At 70.9% G+C, this 18191-nt stretch carries 16 protein-coding genes; 5 read left to right on the forward strand and 11 right to left on the reverse strand.

Annotation, left to right across the window (positions count from 1 at the left end; genetic code table 11):
* Positions 1–14 precede the first annotated feature (14 nt).
* Complete coding sequence (locus MNOD_RS17400) at positions 15–503, reverse strand: Ros/MucR family transcriptional regulator (protein ID WP_015930247.1); 489 nt, start codon at positions 501–503, stop codon at positions 15–17.
* Positions 504–733: 230 nt separating this feature from the next.
* Positions 734–1690 (reverse strand): LysR family transcriptional regulator, encoded by a 957-nt coding sequence (locus MNOD_RS17405; protein ID WP_015930248.1) that lies wholly within the window; start codon positions 1688–1690, stop codon positions 734–736.
* A gap of 123 nt (positions 1691–1813) precedes the next feature.
* Between MNOD_RS17405 and MNOD_RS17410 the strand changes: the two genes are divergently transcribed.
* Positions 1814–2977, forward strand: coding sequence for a mandelate racemase/muconate lactonizing enzyme family protein (locus MNOD_RS17410; protein WP_015930249.1), 1164 nt, complete (start codon positions 1814–1816; stop codon positions 2975–2977).
* A gap of 18 nt (positions 2978–2995) precedes the next feature.
* On the opposite strand, the gene MNOD_RS17415 is transcribed toward MNOD_RS17410, so the two are convergent.
* The 4 genes from MNOD_RS17415 to MNOD_RS17430 all read right to left on the reverse strand — a co-directional run bounded on the left by MNOD_RS17415 (position 2996) and on the right by MNOD_RS17430 (position 6448).
* Positions 2996–3214 (reverse strand): hypothetical protein, encoded by a 219-nt coding sequence (locus MNOD_RS17415; RefSeq protein ID WP_015930250.1) that lies wholly within the window; start codon positions 3212–3214, stop codon positions 2996–2998.
* 249 nt (positions 3215–3463) lie between these two features.
* A complete protein-coding gene (locus MNOD_RS17420) occupies positions 3464–3781 on the reverse strand; it encodes an AtuA-related protein (protein ID WP_015930251.1) in 318 nt (105 codons plus the stop codon).
* Between the two features lie 2 nt (positions 3782–3783).
* Positions 3784–5118, reverse strand: coding sequence for an acyclic terpene utilization AtuA family protein (locus MNOD_RS17425; RefSeq protein ID WP_015930252.1), 1335 nt, complete (start codon positions 5116–5118; stop codon positions 3784–3786).
* A 13-nt stretch (positions 5119–5131) separates the two neighbouring features.
* Complete coding sequence (locus MNOD_RS17430; protein ID WP_015930253.1) at positions 5132–6448, reverse strand: CitMHS family transporter; 1317 nt, start codon at positions 6446–6448, stop codon at positions 5132–5134.
* Between the two features lie 110 nt (positions 6449–6558).
* On the opposite strand from MNOD_RS17430, the gene MNOD_RS17435 reads away from it, so the two are divergent.
* On the forward strand, positions 6559–7464 hold the full coding sequence (locus MNOD_RS17435; protein ID WP_015930254.1) for a LysR family transcriptional regulator: 906 nt from the start codon (positions 6559–6561) through the stop codon (positions 7462–7464).
* An 826-nt stretch (positions 7465–8290) separates the two neighbouring features.
* The gene (locus MNOD_RS17440; protein WP_015930256.1) at positions 8291–9727 is read left to right on the forward strand and encodes an SNF2-related protein; all 1437 of its coding nucleotides are present in this window, start codon (positions 8291–8293) and stop codon (positions 9725–9727) included.
* A gap of 205 nt (positions 9728–9932) precedes the next feature.
* On the opposite strand, the gene kce is transcribed toward MNOD_RS17440, so the two are convergent.
* The 5 genes from kce to MNOD_RS17465 all read right to left on the reverse strand — a co-directional run bounded on the left by kce (position 9933) and on the right by MNOD_RS17465 (position 16588).
* Entirely contained in the window at positions 9933–10862 is a 930-nt protein-coding gene (gene kce, locus MNOD_RS17445) for a 3,5-dioxohexanoate:acetyl-CoA acetone transferase (RefSeq protein WP_015930257.1), read from the reverse strand.
* Positions 10863–10879: 17 nt separating this feature from the next.
* Positions 10880–11806, reverse strand: coding sequence for a 3-hydroxyacyl-CoA dehydrogenase (locus MNOD_RS17450; RefSeq protein ID WP_015930258.1), 927 nt, complete (start codon positions 11804–11806; stop codon positions 10880–10882).
* Positions 11807–11820: 14 nt separating this feature from the next.
* The gene (locus MNOD_RS17455; protein ID WP_015930259.1) at positions 11821–14343 is read right to left on the reverse strand and encodes a branched-chain amino acid ABC transporter ATP-binding protein/permease; all 2523 of its coding nucleotides are present in this window, start codon (positions 14341–14343) and stop codon (positions 11821–11823) included.
* 10 nt (positions 14344–14353) lie between these two features.
* The gene (locus tag MNOD_RS17460; RefSeq protein WP_015930260.1) at positions 14354–15229 is read right to left on the reverse strand and encodes a branched-chain amino acid ABC transporter permease; all 876 of its coding nucleotides are present in this window, start codon (positions 15227–15229) and stop codon (positions 14354–14356) included.
* A 111-nt stretch (positions 15230–15340) separates the two neighbouring features.
* Positions 15341–16588, reverse strand: a complete 1248-nt coding sequence (locus tag MNOD_RS17465) for an ABC transporter substrate-binding protein (RefSeq protein WP_015930261.1) — start codon at positions 16586–16588, stop codon at positions 15341–15343.
* 130 nt (positions 16589–16718) lie between these two features.
* Here MNOD_RS17465 and MNOD_RS17470 point away from each other — a divergent pair, with 130 nt between their 5' ends.
* On the forward strand, positions 16719–17423 hold the full coding sequence (locus MNOD_RS17470; protein WP_015930262.1) for a GntR family transcriptional regulator: 705 nt from the start codon (positions 16719–16721) through the stop codon (positions 17421–17423).
* Positions 17423–18190 carry an SDR family oxidoreductase gene (locus tag MNOD_RS17475; RefSeq protein ID WP_015930263.1) on the forward strand — a complete coding sequence of 256 codons (768 nt, stop codon included), beginning with the start codon at positions 17423–17425 and terminating at the stop codon, positions 18188–18190. Before MNOD_RS17470 ends, MNOD_RS17475 begins: the two co-directional genes overlap by 1 nt.
* Position 18191 lies beyond the last annotated feature (1 nt).

The raw sequence follows: 18191 nt of genomic DNA on the forward strand, positions 1-18191 counted from the left end.
CAGGCTGCCCGACCTCAGGCCGCCTTGCGGGCGCGTCCGCGGCGTGGCGTCGGCGCAGGGGCGCTCACCACGGGATCCGCCATGCGCTTCGCCGCGGCGGCGCGATTGCGGCCAAGGCCGATGCTCTTGGCGAGCTCCGAGCGCTGGGCCGCGTAGTTCGCCGCCACCATCGGGTAATCGTAGGGAAGACCCCACTTGCGGCGATATTCCTCGGGCGTGAGCCCGCGCGTGCTCAGATGGCGCTTGAGCGACTTGTATTGCCGCCCATCCTCCAGGCTGATGAGGTAGTCCGGGGTGACGGTTTTCTTGATCGGCACCGGCGGGACCAGTGGCTCGGGCTTGGGTGCCGCGGGCTGCCCCAGGGCCGCGAGCGAGCCGTGCACCACGCTGATCAGGTCGGGCAGGCCGGCCGCCGGAACGGAGTTGTTGGCTACGTAGGCCGAGACGAGATCGGCTGCGAGCGTAATGAGTTTGGTCTGACGACCTCGATTTTCTTCTGACACGTTGATGGATCCTAGATCTCACAGCTCGGCCGAATACCGAGCCCGCCCGCGATATTGGCGATCTGACAATGATGTCAAGGAGCAGCTGTGCACACCGGCGTGAAGGTGGAGAGTACGGCCGCGAAAACGGTAGAATGCGAGGCAGTGCCGAGGATGCACCTGCGAGAGATGGCGGGCGACGCGGCACCGCGGAGCGGCTTTTCCGCTGCCAAGCTGAGCGAGATCCGATCCTATTCCGGGTCCGCCATGCCGGAACGACCCGGCTGGCCGCCGGGATCGTCGCCCGCATGGATGCCCGTCACCTGCGCCCACATCGCGTCGGCTGCGGGATTGCGGCAGCCGATCGCCCGGAACAGCGTGATCTCGACCGGAATCGCGAACGCGTCCGGCCCGGCCCGGACGAGGCGCCCGCGTGCCAGATCCTCCTCCGCCAGGGTCAGGGGCAGCCATGCGAGGCCGTGACCCTCCCGGGCCATGCTCATCAGCGTCGCGGCGAGATGAGAGGTGAAGACGGTCTCCAGGGCCGTGCCGCTGGGCCGGTCCGCCTCCCGCGCCGCCAGGATGCGGCCGAGCCCGGAGGCTTGGCTGTAGGCGAGGAGGCGGGTCGGGGCGCCCGGCGGGCCGGGGAGCGGCCACAGCGGGGCGCCCGCGGCATCCGGGGCGCAGACCGGGACCAGGAGATCGTCGCCCACGCGCCGGCTCGGGAAGCGGTCGGCATCGACACGCAGCGGCACGTCCGGATGGGTGTGGCAGAGCAGGAAATGCACCTCCCCGGCCAGCATGATCTGCTCGCAGGCTTCGAGGCTGTCCGAGATCAGGTTGAGCGTCCCGAGCACCTCGACGCGCAAATGCCGGCGGATCCAGGCGGGAAAGAAGGTGAAGGACAGGGCGTGGGTCGCCGCGATCGACAGCGTCGCGGTCTCGGCCGCGCCCACGGCGCGGGTCTCGCGCCGGGCCCGGTCGAGGCTGCGCGCCAGCTCGGCGGCGAGCGGCTGCAGGTGGGCGCCGGCCGGCGTGAGCACCGCCCCCTGCGCCCCCCGCACGAAGAGCGGGGTGCCGATCCAGTCCTCCAGGGCACGGATGCGCCGGCTGAAGGCGGGTTGGGTGACGTTCCGGACCTCCGCCGCGCGCGAGAAGGTCCTCTGCTCGGCAAGCGCCAGGAAATCCTTGAGCCAGTCCAGGTCCATGATGCCGTTCGCGCATGGGCCGCGCCGATCTCGGCATTGGCGTGCCTCGAGTCACTAGGCTAGTCGGCGCCATCCGGCGAGCGATGGTCGCCGCTCCCCCGTGCCGACCCAGGAGGTCCGTCCATGCGCATCGTCGACGTTCGCGAGGTCACGAAGCCGATCGCCTCCCCGATCCGCAACGCCTATATCGACTTCACGAAGATGACCACGAGCCTCGTGGCCGTCGTCACGGACGTGGTGCGCGACGGGCGGCGGGTCGTCGGCTACGGCTTCAACTCGAACGGCCGCTACGGCCAGGGCGGCCTGATCCGCGAGCGGTTCCGGGACCGGATCCTGGAGGCGCCGCCCGAGAGCCTCGTCGACGAGAGCAACGGCACCCTCGATCCGCACCGGATCTGGGCCGCGATGATGACCAACGAGAAGCCCGGCGGCCACGGCGAGCGCTCGGTGGCGGTTGGCACCCTCGACATAGCGATCTGGGACGCCACGGCCAAGATTGCCGGCAAACCGCTGTTCCGGCTGCTCGCCGAGCGGACCGGCCGGGCTGCGGATCCGAAGGTCTTCGTCTACGCGGCGGGCGGCTACTACTATCCCGGCAAGGACGATTCCGCCCTGCGGGCCGAGATGCGCAGCTATCTCGACCGCGGCTATACCGTCGTGAAGATGAAGATCGGCGGCGCCTCCCTGGCCGAGGATCAGCGCCGGATCGAGGCGGTGCTCGCCGAGATCGGCGTGCAGGCGCGGCTGGCCGTCGACGCGAACGGGCGCTTCGACCTCGAAACCGCGATCGCCTACGCCAAGATGCTGCGCCAGTACCCGCTGTTCTGGTACGAGGAGGCCGGCGACCCGCTCGACTATGCCCTCCAGGCGGCGCTGGCGGAGTTCTATCCCGGACCGATGGCCACGGGCGAGAACCTGTTCTCGCACCAGGATGCGAGGAACCTGCTGCGCTATGGCGGGATGCGGCCCGATCGCGACTGGCTGCAGTTCGACTGCGCCCTGTCCTACGGTCTCGTCGAGTACCTGCGCACCCTCGAGGTGCTTGAGCGGTTCGGCTGGTCGCCCGCCCGCTGCATCCCGCATGGCGGGCACCAGATGTCGCTCAACATCGCGGCGGGTCTGGGCCTGGGCGGCAACGAGAGCTACCCGGACCTGTTCCAGCCCTATGGCGGCTTCCCGGACGGCGTGCGGGTCGAGGATGGCCACATCGTCATGCCGGAGCTTCCCGGCATCGGGTTCGAGGGCAAGTCGGACCTGATCCGGGTGATGCGCGACCTCGCCGCGTGACGCCGGCCGGGCGCCGCATCACGGGTCCGTCTGCATCGCCCGCAGGTAGGCCCGGCGGCAGTGCAGGGCCGCGAGAGTGTCCTCGATCTCCTGCAGCACCTGCTCGGCCTCGGTGGTGTCCTGGCCGCGCCGGTCCTGCATCTCGATCAGCAGCACCTGTTCGGCCCGGCGCGTCTCCCCCTCGTCGATCAGTTGCTCGATGACGTCGAGCGTGGTGTCTTCGGGCAGCTCGGCCATGTCCGCCTCCATCCGGGCTCCGGATACTCGCGGTCTTCAAGCCAAGCCAAGCCTACTTCAAGCCAAGGCTCTTGCACCTCGGGCGAGAGATCGCGCCCCTCATGCTAACGGCCCAGGCTGCTGACGTAAGCCAAGTGCTGCCGCGCATGCTCACGCAGCGGGCCGTTGACCCGTCTCGAATTTTCGCCAAGCCCAAGGCTTGGCGAAAATTCGAGAACGGAACCAGCGGTCCTTTAAGGCCCGTTGCTATCAGCCCGCGTCCCGATCCGGGATCTCGAGATCGAGCAGCAGCGAGCTCAGGCTCTTGCCGTGGGCGTCGAGGGCGAGCGAGCGCGTCACCCCGCCGCCGAGCGCCCCGCGCATCACGAAGTTGAGCGCCCCGAGCTGCGGCAGGGCGTAGCGCACGACGGGGCCGGTGACGAGGCCGGCGAAGTGCTCGCGTACCCGCTCGGCCGTCACCTGCGCCTCCAGCCAGGGATAATCGGCGGGGTCGTAGGCGATCAGCGAGACGTTGGAGGTGTCGCCCTTGTCGCCGGTCCGCGAATGGGCGATGGCGCGCAGCCGCATGATCACGCCTCCATGATGTGGACGGCCGGCCGCGCCAGGGCCGCCGGAACCAGGACCGAGAGCACCGCGACGACCTCGCGGGCGGATTTCCAGGCGCCGCCGCCGCCGGCCGGGCCGTTGGTGTAGAGAGTCTCGACCTCGTTCCCGATCCGCACGGCCTCGGCGAGGCTGTCCGTCCGCCCCGCCACGCGCAGGCGCACTTCGTAGGGCTCCGCGCGTCCCGGCCGATCCCCGTGCAGGGCGTCGATCCCGATGAGGTCGCAGCGCAGCTCGCTCGACGCCACGCCGGTGAGCCGCAGGCGCTCGCGCACGATGTCGAGGGCGAGCCGGCCCCGCGCGAGCGCGCCCGGTCCCGCATAGGAGATCTGGCCCTCGCCGATGTAGGAATCGACATAGCCGACCGAGACCTTGAGCGAGCCCGTCGCAGGGGCGCCGCGGGCTCCGGTGATCCGCACGCGGTCCGGGCCGAGCACCTCCATCGCGACCTGCGAGAAATCGGCGACCACGTCCGGCTGCAGGTAGCGGGCCGGGTCGTGCACCTCGTAGAGCAGCTGCTCCTTGCAGGTCGCGAGCGTCACCGCCCCGCCCGAGCCCGGCACCTTGGTGATCTCGACCGTGCCGTCCTCCGCCACGATCCCGATCGGGAAGCCGAGCCGGGCGAGGCCCTCCACCTCCTTGACCCCCGGATCGGCGAAATAGCCCCCGGTGATCTGGCCGGCGCATTCGAGGAGATGGCCGGCCAGCGTGCCGCGCCCGAGCGCGTCCCAGTCGTCCCAGCGCCAGCCGAAGGCGTGGATGAGCGGCGCGAGGAACAGGGCCGGGTCGCCCACCCGCCCGGTGATCACCACGTCCGCGCCCTGCCCGAGCGTGTCGACGATCGGCCCCGCGCCGAGATAGGCGTTCGCCGAGACGATGCGGTTGCCGAGATCGGACAGACGGCCTCCGGTCTCCTCGATCACCGGGTCGCTCGCCTGGAGCGCCGCGAGGACGTCGTCTCCGGTCACCGCCGCGACTTTGAGGCCGGCAAGCCCGAGGTCCCGCGCGATGGCCCGGGTGCGCTCGGCCGCCGCGAGGGGATTGGCCGCCCCCATATTGGTGACGATGCGGATGCCCTGCCGCCGGCAGGGTTCCAGCACCGCCCGCATCCGCGCCTCCAGCAGCGGATCGTAGCCGGCGCCGGGATCGCGCATCCGCGCTTGCTGGGCGAGCGCGATGGTCCGCTCCGCGAGGCACTCGAAGACGAGATAGTCGAGCCCGCCCTTCTCGGCGAGTTCGACGGCGGGCTCGATGCGGTCTCCCGCATATCCGGCCCCGGCGCCGAGACGGATGGTCTTCATGCTTCGTCTCCGATCAGAGGGGAAACACGCCGAGGGCGACGCAGGCGAAGGTCATCACCACCGAGGCGGCGAACAGGAACGGGAAGGTGAACTTCTGGTGGTCGGCGAGGTCGATGCCGGTCAGGCCGCAGACCAGGAAGGTGGCGGGGGTGAGCGGGCTCACCGGGAAGCCCGTGGTCATCTGCCCGAGGAGCGCGCCCTGGGCCACCTGCAGGGGCGGCACGCCGAGCTGGTGGGCGACCTCGGCCACCACGGGCAGGACGCCGAAATAGAAGGAATCGGGGTCGAACAGCATGCTGAGCGGCATCGAGACGAGCCCGAGCGCGAAGGGGATGTGCGGCGCCATCCCGGGCGGCACGAAGGCCACGGCGCTCTGGGCCATCGCCTTCAGCATGCCGGTGCCCTGCATGATGCCGGTGAAGACGCCCGCCGCGAGGAGGATCGAGGCCATCAGGACCGCCGCCTTGGCGTGGGCGTCGACCCGCTGACGCTGCGCATCCACGTTCGGGTAGTTGACGAGGAGCGCGACGGCCGTGCCGAGCATGAACATCAGGGCCGGCGGGATCTTCTCCGCCATGAACACCATGGTGCCGAGCACCGCGAGGGTGAGCGCGAGGTTGACCCAGAACCGGTCGGGCCGGCGCAGGGCCCGCTCGGCGTCGCTCAAGGTGCGGATGGCCGGGCCCGCCTCGCCGCCCGCGGCGAGGGCCCGCTGCGCACGCTTGAGGCGGCGCTCCTCGCGCAGGCCGAGCCAGTACGAGACCGTGAAGATGAACACGAGACCGACCGCCTGCACGGCGACGAGGGGCGAGAAGATCTCGGGGATCGGCAGCTTGAGGGCGGCCGAGGCCCGGATCATCGGCCCGGTCCAGGGCAGGAAGTTGACGCCCGCCGCCATCGAGGCGGCGCAGGCGAGGATCCGCCGGTCGATGCCGACGCGGTCGTAGAGCGGCAGCATCGCCGGGATAGTGATCAGGAAGGTCACCGCGCCCGAGCCGTCGAGGTGGATCAGGAGTGCGAGCAGCGTCGTGCCGGGCACGATCCGGGTCGGGCGGGTGCCGACCGTAGCGAGAATGCGATCGATGATCGGGTCGAGCATCCCCGCATCGCTGACGACCCCGAAGAACAGGATCGCGAACACGAACATGCCGACGACGCCCGCGAGGCTCTGGATCCCGCCGAGCACGAATTTGCCGGTCTCGAGGCCGAACCCGCCGACGAGGGAGGCCGCCACCGGGATGACGATCAGGGCGACGAGCGGCGACATGCGCTTCGTCAGGATGACGGCGAGCAAAAGGGCGATCGTGCACAGGCCGAGCAGGGCCAGCATCGTTTCCTCCGTCTTCGGTCGCGGGGTGCCGCGTGTTCTTTGGATCACGAAACGACGGATGGTTCGATCAAGCAATTGAAAAGGTTGGATCGCAGCGATAGTGTTTCGTTATGGACCTCAGCCTGCGCCAGATCCGCGCCTTCGTCTCCGTCGCGCATCTGCGCAGCTTCACGCGCGCGGCGGCGCTGCTGAACCTGTCGCAGCCTGCGCTCACCGTGCAGATCCGGCGCCTCGAGGAGGCGCTGGCGGTGCGCCTCCTCGACCGCGACAGCCGCAACGTCGCGCCGACCCGGATCGGCCGCGAATTGCTGCCGGTCTTCCAGCGGGTGCTGCGCGAGCTCGATAGCGTGGTCGTGGACACCCGCGATCTCGCCGCGCGCCGTCACGGCATCGTGCGGATCGCGACCCTGCCCTCCTTCGCGGCCGATCTCCTGCCGGACGCCATCGCGGCCTTCCGGGCTGCCCATCCGCGCATGACCTTCGCGGTGAAGGACGCGATCGCGCAGCGCGTGCTCGACCTCGTGCGCCGGGAGGAGGTCGATCTCGGCATCATGGGCGGCGAGATCCGCGATCCCGAGGTGACGGTGCTCGCCCGCGCGGTCGACACCCTGCACGTGGTCTATCCCGCCGGCCACCCGATCGGGGCGATGGCGGCGGTGACCGTGGAGTGCCTCGCCGAGTATCCGCTCGTGCTCATGGATGCCGAGACGAGCGTGCGGGCCGTGGTCGATAGCGCCTTCGTGGCGGCCGGACGGCTTCCCGTGACGGCCTGCGAGGCGACCTACATGATGACGGCGATCGGCATGGTGCGGGCGGGGCTCGGCCTGACGATCCTGCCCGGCTCGGCGCGGGAGATCCGGGCCGAGCCGGATCTGCGCTCGCGCCCCATCGCCGAGCCGAGCTTCGAGCGCCCGGTCTGCCTGATCAAGAAAGCCCACCGGACGCTGCCGGTGGCGTCCGAGATGTTTCTCGCGTCGCTGGAACCGGCCTTCGCGGCCCTGAAGCCCGATCCGTGAGAGGCCGGCATGCGGGCGAGACCGGGTCTGCATCCCGCTCATGGGTGGCGTATTGATGGAGGCGGGCCGCCATCCCCACATCCCCGGCCTGCGGCAGTTGCGGCCTGCGACCGAATGGCTAAGGTTCGGGCAAGCCGCTTTTGCGGTGCCGAGTAAAGGGCGTCATGGCCTCGATCAAGGTGAGACTGTGCGGGGATGGAACCTACACGGTCTGTTGCAATGGTGGTGTCGTCAGCACCGGGCTGACGCGTGAACAAGCCGATCAGCTCGCGACGGTTCTCCGGTCGATCCAGAGCGCGGCCTAGGCTCCGGATGGAGGCGCCCTGCCCCGCCGCGGGCGGGGTAGGGGGTGATCCGGTTTCCGGCCGCTCCGTTCGGAGACAAGAGGGCGCGGGAACCGCGGGAACCCCTCTCCCGCACGGGAGAGGGGTTCCCCGCGCGGACTCGCCTCGGAACAGATCAACCGGAAGCCGTATGAAACCGGCTGACCGAGCGCTCCCTCCCGTGGCAACCAGCCCCGGCCCTCATGCTGAGGCGCGGGCGATCTGCGATCGCCCGCGCCTCAGCATGAGGATTGTTCCGGCCTCCACGACCGTCTTGCGGACTTGGGAGGGGCGGACGGCAGCCCACAGCCCGTCCCGCCACGACGGCGTCGATCGCGAGCTTGGCGACGGAGAGCATGAGAGCAGGCAGGAGGCACTGCGGGTCGAGCTGCGCGGCCGTATCGCGCCGCCAGCGGCTGCGGTATGCGGGATCGGGCGCGTCGGGGAGCGGATCCTCGGCCACGCTGCCGATCGAGTCCGCCCCCACCCCATCCTGAGGTGCAATGCCCGTCGAGACCGGCCCGTCCCCGACCTTCGTCCTGCGTCCTCACCAGCGCGTGGCGCGCGACGCGATCCTGGCGGCCCGCGCTGCCGGCCGGCCGGGCTTCCTGCTCGGCGATCTCACCGGGCTCGGCAAGACGCTCTCCGTCTGGGCGGCGCTGGCCGCGATGCCCGAGGCCGAGGTGCTGATCGTCTGCCCCAAGGGGGCCCTGCCGCAATGGCGCCGGACCATCGCGGGCGCCGGCCTGCCGCCCAAGGCCGTGACGCTGATCAACTACGAGCGCACAAAATCCCTGTTCGAGGCGCCGCCGGGCAGCACCCGGCGCTCGACCCGCGCGCGCAACAACGAACTGGCCCGGGAGGGGCGGCCGAAGCGGACCTGGCCCCTCGTCGCCTTCGACGAGGCCCATCGGCTGCGCAATCCTTACGCACAGCAGAGCATGGCCTGCCGCCAGCTCGCCGACCGGGCGGCCTTCACGGTCTACATGAGCGCCACGGCCGGGCAGTCGCCGCACGAACTCTCCTATCTCGGGCGCCTGCTCGGCCATGCGGCCGGGCGCCCGACCGAGACCCTGGCGGATTTCCGCACCCTGATGCGCAGCCTTGGGATCGGGCGGGCGAAGGGGCGCTGGGTGAACTGGTCCTGGACGCCGAACGAGCGCGACCGCGCGGTAATGGCCGACCTGCTCTATCGGGGCGAGCGCGCGATCGGGCTGCGCCGCCGCCCTGCCGACATCGCGGGCTGGCCGGAGGTGCAGCGCGAAGTCGCCCCGACCGCGCTCGGGCCGGCCGAGCGCCGCCTCTATGCGGCGACCTGGCGCGAGTTCCGCCGCGAGTTCGGCCTCGCCGGCGGCTCGACGCGGCGCCCGACCGGCTGGGCGGCGGATCTGCGCTTCCGCCAGAAGGCGAGCCTGCTGCGGGTCGAGGGCACCGCTTCCTTCGCGGGCGACCTGCTGGCGGCGGGCGAGCAGGTGGCGATCTCGGTGGCGTTCCTGGAGACTTCGGCTCTTCTCGCCGCGACGCTGCGCGGGCAGGGCTGGCGCGTCGAGGAGATCAACGGGCAGCGCCCGGGCGAGGCGAACGAGGAAGCCCGCCTCGCCTTCCAGCGCGGCGACAGCGACATCGTCATCTTCACGGTCACCGAATCGATCTCGCTGCATCGCGGCGAGTGTCTCGGCGGCGAGGCGCCGCGCGCGCTCGTCGTGCACGACATGCGCCACAGCGCGATCCAGCTCCAGCAGATCGAGGGCCGCTGCCACCGCGACGGCCAGCACGCGGTGATCTACTACGCCTATGCGGAGGATACCGTGGAGGAGGCGGTCACCGCGACCGTCGTGGCGCGGCTCGCCGCCATGGAGGGCATGGCGGGCGACGACACCGCGCTGGCGGACGCGATCGCCGCCATCCTCGCCGAGGCCGCGCTGGACCGGGCGGCGTGAGGCCGCCCGGTCGGCGCGCGCTCACTCCGGAATGCGCAGCTGGCCGTTCTCAAAGGTGATCAGCGCGCCCTGGGGCGCCGCCGCCGGAGCGCCGCGCGGCACGGTCGCAGCCGACCCGCGCGGCGACCTCTCAGGCGCGCTTGCGGGCGAACCGGGCCCTCTCGGTCGCCGCCGACGGTCGTCCCCGTCCTGGGCCGCCGGGGGGTCAGAACCCGACCCGGTCTCCGCCCTTCAGCCCGAGGATCGTGCGGGCGTCGTCCGGGGTCGCGATCTCGAGACCGAGGCCCTCGATGATCTGGCGCGCCCGCGTCACCTGTTCGGCATTCGACTGGGCGAGCTTGCCGGGGCCGATCCAGAGCGAGTCCTCCAGCCCGACCCGGATGTTGCCGCCCAGCGCGGCGGCCTGGGCGGCGATGGGGAGCTGGTTGCGGCCAGCCCCCAGCACCGACCAGTGATAGTCGTTGCCGAACAGCCGGTCGGCGGTGCGCTTCATGTGCGCCACGTCCTCCGGATGCGGGCCGATTCCGCCCAGGATCCCGAACACGCTCTGGACGAAGAAGGGCGGCTTGATCACCCCGCGGTCGGCGAAATGCGCGAGCGTGTAGAGATGGCCGATGTCGTAGCACTCGACCTCGAAGCGCGTGCCGTTCTCGGCGCAGGTGGTCAGGATGTGCTCGATATCCGCGAAGGTGTTCTTGAAGATGCGGTCGCGCGAGCCGGCCAGGTAGGGCTCCTCCCAGTCGTGCTTGAACGACTTGAAGCGTTCCAGCATCGGGTAGAGGCCGAAATTCATCGAGCCCATGTTGAGGGAGGCGACCTCGGGCTTGAGTTCGGAGGCCGGCGCCAGACGCTCCTCGATGCCCATGGTGGGGGCGCCGCCGGTGGTCAGGTTGATGACGCAGTTCGCCCGCTGCTTGATGACGGAGAGGAAGGGCCGGAAGGCCTCCGGGCGCTGGTCGGGCTTGCCCGTCTTCGGATCCCGGGCGTGCAGATGGACGATCGCTGCGCCGGCCTCCGCGGCCCCGATCGCCGCCTCGGCGATCTCCTCGGGCGTCACCGGCAGGTGGGGCGACATTGAGGGCGTGTGGATCGCTCCCGTGACGGCGCAGGTGATGATGACTTTGCGTGCGGCCATGGGGGTGCCTTTCTTGCTCAGTTTTGGGCGCGTTTGTGCGCCATCAGGGCGGCGAGGCGGGCGTCGCGGCGGCGTGCGCGCTCGTCGGGGCTTGCCGGATCCGGCCCGCCGTTCCAGGCGGCCCCGATCCGCGCGAGGCTGTCCGCATCCCAGACCTCGGGTGGGGCCGGGTCGGCGGCGAGGCGGCGATAGAACCCGCCGTAACGGGCGGCGTAATCGGCGACGCCGCCCGGGGCGTTGAGGTCGATGGTGGCGAAGGGGCCGAGGAAGGACCAGCGCAGGCCCAACCCCTCCGCCACGGTCTTGTCGAGGTCCTCCGGACTCACCACGCCCTCGGCGACGAGGCGGAACGCCTCCGACAGGAGCGCCCCCTGCAGCCGGTTGAGCACGAAGCCTTCGACCTCGCGGTGCAGGGTCACCGGCACCTGGCCCGCCGCCGCGTAGAGGGCGCGGGCGCGCTCCACCACCGCCGGGTCGGTCCAGGGCGCGCCGCACAATTCAACCACCGGCACGAGGTGGGGCGGGTTGACCGGATGCCCGACGAGGCAGCGGGCGCGGCCGGGCAGATCCTCCGTGAAGCGCGAGGCCACGATGGCCGAGGTGGAGGAGGCGAGGATCGTGCCGGGCGGGCAGAGGGCATCGAGCTCCGCGAACAGCGCGCGCTTGGCCTCGACGGTCTCGGGACCGCATTCCTGCACGAGATCGGCGCCCGCGACCGCATCGGCCAGCGCGCCGGTGCAGGTCACCCGCTCGAGGATGACCGGGATGTCCCCGACGAGGCCATGGGTTTCGAGCTGGCGCAGGGCCTCCGCGATATGGCCGGGCGCGGCGGACAAAGCCGCCGGATCCCGGTCGGTGAGGCGGACCTGGAAGCCGGCCCGGGCGAAGACCACGGCCCAGGAGCGGCCGATCAGCCCGGCTCCGATGATTGCGACGGTCGGCATGCGAGAATCTCCGGTCACAGCCACAGCACCTTGCGGCGCAGATCCAAGTCGTCGCGCAGCGCGCTCGACGGGCCGACATGCATGACCCGGCCGCGCTCCAGCGCGACGGTGCGGTCCGATAACGCCAGCGCGAGGTCGAGGTTGTGGTCGACGATCACGATCGAGACCTCGCGGCGGAGCGCGTCGAAGGTCTCGAACAGGCTCTCGACCACGGCGGGCGCCAGCCCCTCGAAGGGCTCGTCGAGGAGGAGGACGCGGGTGTCGCCGGACAGGGCGCGCGCCACCGCCACCATCTGCTGCTCGCCGCCCGACAGGTAGTCGGCGGCGGTGCGCCAGCGCTGGCGCAGGCGCGGGAAGTAGGAGAGGATGCGCTCCTCGTCCCAGTGCACGCCGTTGCCGGTGCGGCGGCGAAGCCGCCCCAGTTCGAGGTTCTCGGCGACGCTCATGCCGGCGAAGAGCCCCCTCCCCTGCGGCACGTATCCGATGCCGGCCCGGGCGATCGCGGCGGCCGAGCGCCCGTCGAGGCTATCAGTGCCGAGCCGGATATGGCCGGCGGCATGGGGCGCGATGCCCGTGATGGTCTTGAGGCAGGTGGACTTGCCCGCCCCGTTGCGGCCGAGCAGCGCCACGATCTCGTTCTCGTGCACGTCGAAGGTGACGCCGGCCAGGATGTGGCTCTTGCCGTAGAAGGTATCGACCTTGTCGAGCGACAGGAGCGTGCCGCCTCCCGCGGCGCTCGGGCGGGGCTTCGCTGCCATCGCGGCCGTGCCCGAGCCGATATAGACCTCCTGCACGGCCTTGCTGGAGCGGGCATCCTCGACCGTGCCGTCGACCAGCACCCGGCCCTCGTTCATCACCGTGACGGCATCGGCGATCTGGAACACCCGGTCGATGTCGTGCTCGACCATCAGGACCGGCACCTCGGTCGAGACGCGCTTGATGATGTCGCCGATGCGCCCGCGCTCGGCGGCGGCGAGCCCGGCGAGCGGCTCGTCGAGGAGGAGCACGCGCGGCTTCGTCGCGAGCGCCACCCCCATGTCGAGGAGGCGCTGGCCGCCATAGGAGAGCGAGCCGGCCTCGGCCCGCTCCAGGCCGGCAAGGCCGAGCCAGCGCAGGATCTCGCGGGTCTCGGCCGCGACCTCCCGCCGGTGGCGGGCGTCGCGCCAGGGGTTGAAGCGCCCGGGATGCCGCCCCTGCACCGCGAGGCGCACATTCTCCTCGACGCTGAGGGCCGGGAACAGGTTGGTGATCTGGAAGGAGCGCCCGAGGCCGGCCGCGCAGATCCGCTCCGGCGGCAGGCCCGCGATCGAGTGCTCCTGCAGGGTAACGTCGCCGGTATCCGGGCGGAACATGCCGGAGATCAGGTTGAAGGCCGTGGTCTTGCCGGCGCCGTTCGGGCCGATCAGGGCGTGGAGCGTCCGGTCGCGCACCGCGATCGAGACGTCCTCCACCGCCTTGATGCCCCCGAAATGCTTCGAGATGTGGGTCGCGGCCAGGATCGAGCCCGGCACGAGCCCGGTCGGGCGCAGGAAGTCCGGCAGGTTCTCGGGCGCGCCGGCCTTGCGGCCCGCCATGGCGGCGGCCTCGGTCGCCGCGGGCCGCATCAGGCGCAGGATGCGCTCGCCGATGCCGACGAGCCCGTCCGGCGAGAACAGGATGAAGCCGATGAACAGGAGGCCGAACCAGAACAGCCAGTCGCCGGTCCAGATCGAGAGCAGTTCGCGGAACAGGATGAAGAACAGGGCGCCGATCGCCGGCCCGGCGAGGCTGCGCATGCCGCCGATCACCACCATGGCAAGGAGCTCGCCCGAGAAGGCGATGCCGAGCGGCTCGGCGGAAGCGAAGCGGTGGGTGAAGACCGAGAGCACGCCGGCAAACCCGGTCACGGTCGCCGACACCGTGAAGGCGAGGAGCTTGTAGCGGGTCGTCGGGTAGCCGAGAAAGCGCGCCCGCTGCTCGTTCTCGCGGATCGCCTCCAGCACGCTGCCCACGGGCGAGCGGCGCAGGCGCGCCAGCGCGTACAGGACACCGAAGCCGCAGGCCGCGACCACCCCGTACCAGAGGACGGATTCGCCGAGATCGAATCCGAGCAGGGCCGGCCGCACCACGCCCCCGAAGCCGCTCTCGCCGCCGGTGAGCGCGGTCCAGCGATAGGCCACCGTGAAGCTGAGGGCCGAGAGGGCCAGCGTGAGCAGGGAGAAGTAGACCCCGCGCCGCCGCAGGACCAGGAGGCCGACCAGGAGGGCGGCAAGCGCCACGAACACCAGGGCGAACAGCGTCGGGGCGACGAGGCTGCCGGGAAAGAAGGCCCGCTGGCTGATCGCCGCCGCATAGGCGCCGAGGCCGAAGAAGGCGCCGTGCCCGAAGGACACGAGGCCGGTCTGCCCGACCAGGATGTTGAGGCCGAGGCAGGCGACCGCGAAGACCACGACGTCGGTGGCCGAGGTGAGGGTCAGCCCGATCGCCTGGAGCCCAAGGGGCAGGACGACGAGGGCGGCGACGAAGGCCGGAAGCGCAAGCCGGTCCGTACGGGTCATCGGGCGGCTCCTATTCGAAGCGCAGGATGCGCTCGCCGAACAGGCCGCGGGGCCGGACGAGCAGGATGATGGCCATGAGGGCGTAGATCGCGGCCTCGGCGAAGCCCGGATAGACCAGCACCATCAGGCCGCGGACGACGCCCACGATGAGCGCCGCCGCGACGACGCCCCAGAACGAGCCGAGGCCGCCGATCACCACCACCACGAAGGCCCCGGTGAGCACCTCGGCGCCCATGGCCGGATGCACGCCGGTGATCGGCGCGAGCATGACCCCGGCGAGCGCCGCGAGCCCGACGCTGATGAACACGACCGCGGCCATGTAGGGTTTGAGGGAGATGCCGAGCGCCGCGACCATGTCGGGGTTCTGCACGCCCGCCCGCACCACGCGCCCGAAGGTGGTGCGCTGGAGCAGGTACCAGACGGCGGCGACCGCGAGCACCACCGCGGCCAGGATGCTGAGGCGGTAGCGGGAGAGCACGAAATCGCCGAGGAAGAGCTGCCCGCGCAGGGCCTGCGGGATGCTGTAGGGGAGCGGCGGGGCGCCGAAGATCATCCGCAGGGCCTGCTCGGCCACCATGGCGAGGCCGAAGGTGAGGAGGAGCGAGAGGATCGGGTCCGCGCGGTAGAAGCGGCGGAAGAGCACCCGCTCGACCACGAGGCCGATGATCCCGACGATGGCGGGCGCCGCCACGAGCGCACCGCCGAAGCCGAGAACGGGCGAGAGCACGATGGTCAGGTAGGCGCCGATGGCGAAGAACGCCCCGTGCGCGAGGTTCACGATGCCGCCCAGGCTGAAGATCAGCGACAGCCCGAGGGCGATGAGCAGGTAGATCGCGCCCAGGAACAGGCCGTTCACGACCTGCTCGACGGCAAGGGTGAGAAGCATCACGGCGGGTCGGTTCCGTTTCGGTGGACCAGATTTCGAAACACGTGACGCAGGAACCCCTCTCCCCGCTCGGGAGAGGGGTTCCTGCGGGTCATGCGGATCCGGCGGGGATCACGCATCCATCTTGCAGGCGGCCTCCTCGGCCGTGGGCGCCAGCACCTCCATGTCCTCCTGCGGCCCCGGCAGGGCCGGCGAGGAGGTGAAGATGTCCCACTTGTCCTTCACCTTGTCAGCCGGAAGCGCCGTGATGGCGAACATCTCGCTGATGAGCTGGTGGTCGCGCGCACGGAAATAGCCGGGGCGGGGCTTCAGCACGTCGAACTTGGCGCCGCTCTCCAGGTAGGAGACGAGCGCAGGTCCCTCCATCGACTTCGTTTCGCGGATCGCCTGGGCGACGATTCTGATGCCGTTGTAGTCGCCCCAGGCCTGGTTCTCGGGCGGCTTGCCGGTCTTCTTGGTGAAGGCGGCGACGAAGGCCTTGGCGGAGGGCGTATCGACCTTGTGGTGCCACAGGCAGGGCCAGGTCCCGGCGAAGCTGCCGGGCCCCGCGCCCCAGGCGAGCGCCGTGTCGAAGCCGAAGCCGGCGATGGGGAAGGGCAGCCCGTACTCGGCGTATTGCTTGAGGAAGTTGGTGATCTGGTTGCCGGCGAGGTTCGAAATCACGAGGTCGGGCTTCGCCTGCCGGATCTTGATGAGGTAGGCGGAGAAGTCGGTGGCGTCGGTGGGCACGAGCTCGTCGGCCGCGAAGGTGCCGCCATTGGCCTCCATGAACACCTTGGCGACGCGCAGGAGATCGTGGCCGAAGGCGTAGTCGGCGGTGAGCGAGTACCACTTCTTGCCCTTGACCAGTCCCTCCTGGACCAGCGAGCGGCCGACCGCCTTCACGTACATCGAGTTCGCGCCCTCGATGTGGAACATGAAGCGCTTGCAGTCCTGGCCGCGCAGCGCGTCGGAATTGGCGCCGGTGTTGAAGAAGGGGGTGCGCCCGCGCTGCGCCACCTGCCCGATGGCGAGCGCCGAGGCCGAGGAGATCTCGCCCACGATCGCCACCACCTTGTCGCGCTCGATGTAGCGCTCCGCCTTGCTCGACGCGGTCTGCGGGTTCACCGAATCCTCGGTGAGGAGCTCGACCTTGCGGCCGTTGATGCCGCCCGCCGCGTTGATCTCCTCGGTGGCGAGCTGGGCGGCCGCCACCGCATATTCGCCGAGCGGCCCGAGGAAGCCCGTGCGCGGCGTCAGGTGGCCGATGCGAATCGGGCCCTCCTGCGCGCGGACGATGGCCGGCATGGCGAGCGCCGCGCCGGCTGCGAGCGTACCCTGCATGATGCGGCGGCGCGTCGGGTTCATCCCCTGCGTCATGGTGCGTTCCTGCCCTTGCAACCCGTCACGGTCGATGGCTTGCCGTGATCTGTGATCACACTTAGGGTGGCATCAAACCGGGTGCCTGTCGAGCCCTCGCGCCGCAGGATCGGGAAAGGGCAGGAGCGCCGTGGACGGAGCCATCGCCAGGATCGGCCGGATGGAGCGCGCGACGCTCGGCGAGCGCGTCTATGCGGAGCTGCGCGCGCTCCTCATCGCGGGGGAGCTCGCGCCCGGCGAGCGCCTGTCGCTGCGCCGGGTCGCCGACCAGCTCGGCACCTCGATGATGCCGGTGCGCGAGGCCGTGTCGCGGCTCGCGGCGGACGACGCGCTCGAGGTGCTGCCCAACCGCTCGGTGCGCGTGCCGCTGATGAATGCCGGCCAGTTCCGCGAGCTGACGCGGGTGCGGATCGCCATCGAGGGCTTCGCCGCCGAGGAGGCGGCCCGCCTGCGCGGCGAGGCGGATCTCGCGGCGATCGCCGCGCATGACGCGGTCTTCCGGGCGGAGGCGCATGCCGAGAATCCGGATTTCGAGCGGGCGGTGCGGGCGAACAAGGACCTGCACTTCGCGGTCTACGCCGCGACGCAGCTGCCGACGCTGGTGTCGATCATCGAGGGGCTGTGGCTGCGGGTCGGCCCGGTGCTCAACCTCGACATGCGCGTCTCGGGCCAGCGCCTCGCGGAGGGGACGGCGGAGCGCCACCACGCCCGCCTCGTCGCGGCGATCCGCGAGCGGAACGGGCCCTCCGCCCGCGCGGCCCTCGTCGCCGATATCGAGGAGGCGGCGCGATTCATTGCCGGCAGCGGGCGTCTGCCGGAGGAAGGGAGAGCGTGATGGATATGGACGTGAAGGACCTGCGGGTCCTGGTGACGGCGGGGGCTTCCGGAATCGGGCTTGAGATCGCCCGCGCCTTCCAGGAGGAGGGCGCGCGGGTCCATGTCTGCGACGTCGATGATGGCGCGCTCGCCGCGCTGCCGGCGGGGATCACCGGCACGCGGGCCGATGTCGCCGATCGCGCGGCGGTGGAGCATCTGTTCGCGGAGGCCGCGGCCGCGCTCGGCGGGCTCGATGCGCTCGTCAACAACGCGGGCATCGCCGGCCCGACCGGCCGCGTCGAGGAGATCGGTCCGGAGGAGTGGGACCGCTGCCTCGCGGTCTGCCTCACCGGGCAGTTCAACTGCGTGCGCCACGCGGTGCCGCTCCTGCGCCGAAGCCGCAACCCGTCGATCGTCAACCTGTCCTCGGCGGCGGGCCGGTTCGGCTTTCCCCTGCGCACGCCCTACGCGGCGGCGAAGTGGGGGGTCATCGGCTTCACGAAGTCCCTGTCGCGGGAACTCGGGGCGGACGGGATCCGGGTGAACGCGGTCCTGCCGGGCATCGTCGCGGGCGACCGGCAGCGGCGGGTGCTCGAAGCCCGCGCCCAGCAGCGGGGCCTGAGCTTCGCGCAGGCCGAGGCTGAAGCCTTCGCGGCGGCCTCGATCAAGGACTACGTCACGGCCCGCCAGATCGCCGATCAGATCGTGTTCCTGGCCTCGCCGCGGGGGCGCACCATCTCGGGCCAGGCCCTCGCGGTCGACGGCGACCTGCAGATGCTGGCGTGAT

The sequence above is a fragment of the Methylobacterium nodulans ORS 2060 genome (assembly GCF_000022085.1).
Lineage (GTDB): Bacteria > Pseudomonadota > Alphaproteobacteria > Rhizobiales > Beijerinckiaceae > Methylobacterium > Methylobacterium nodulans.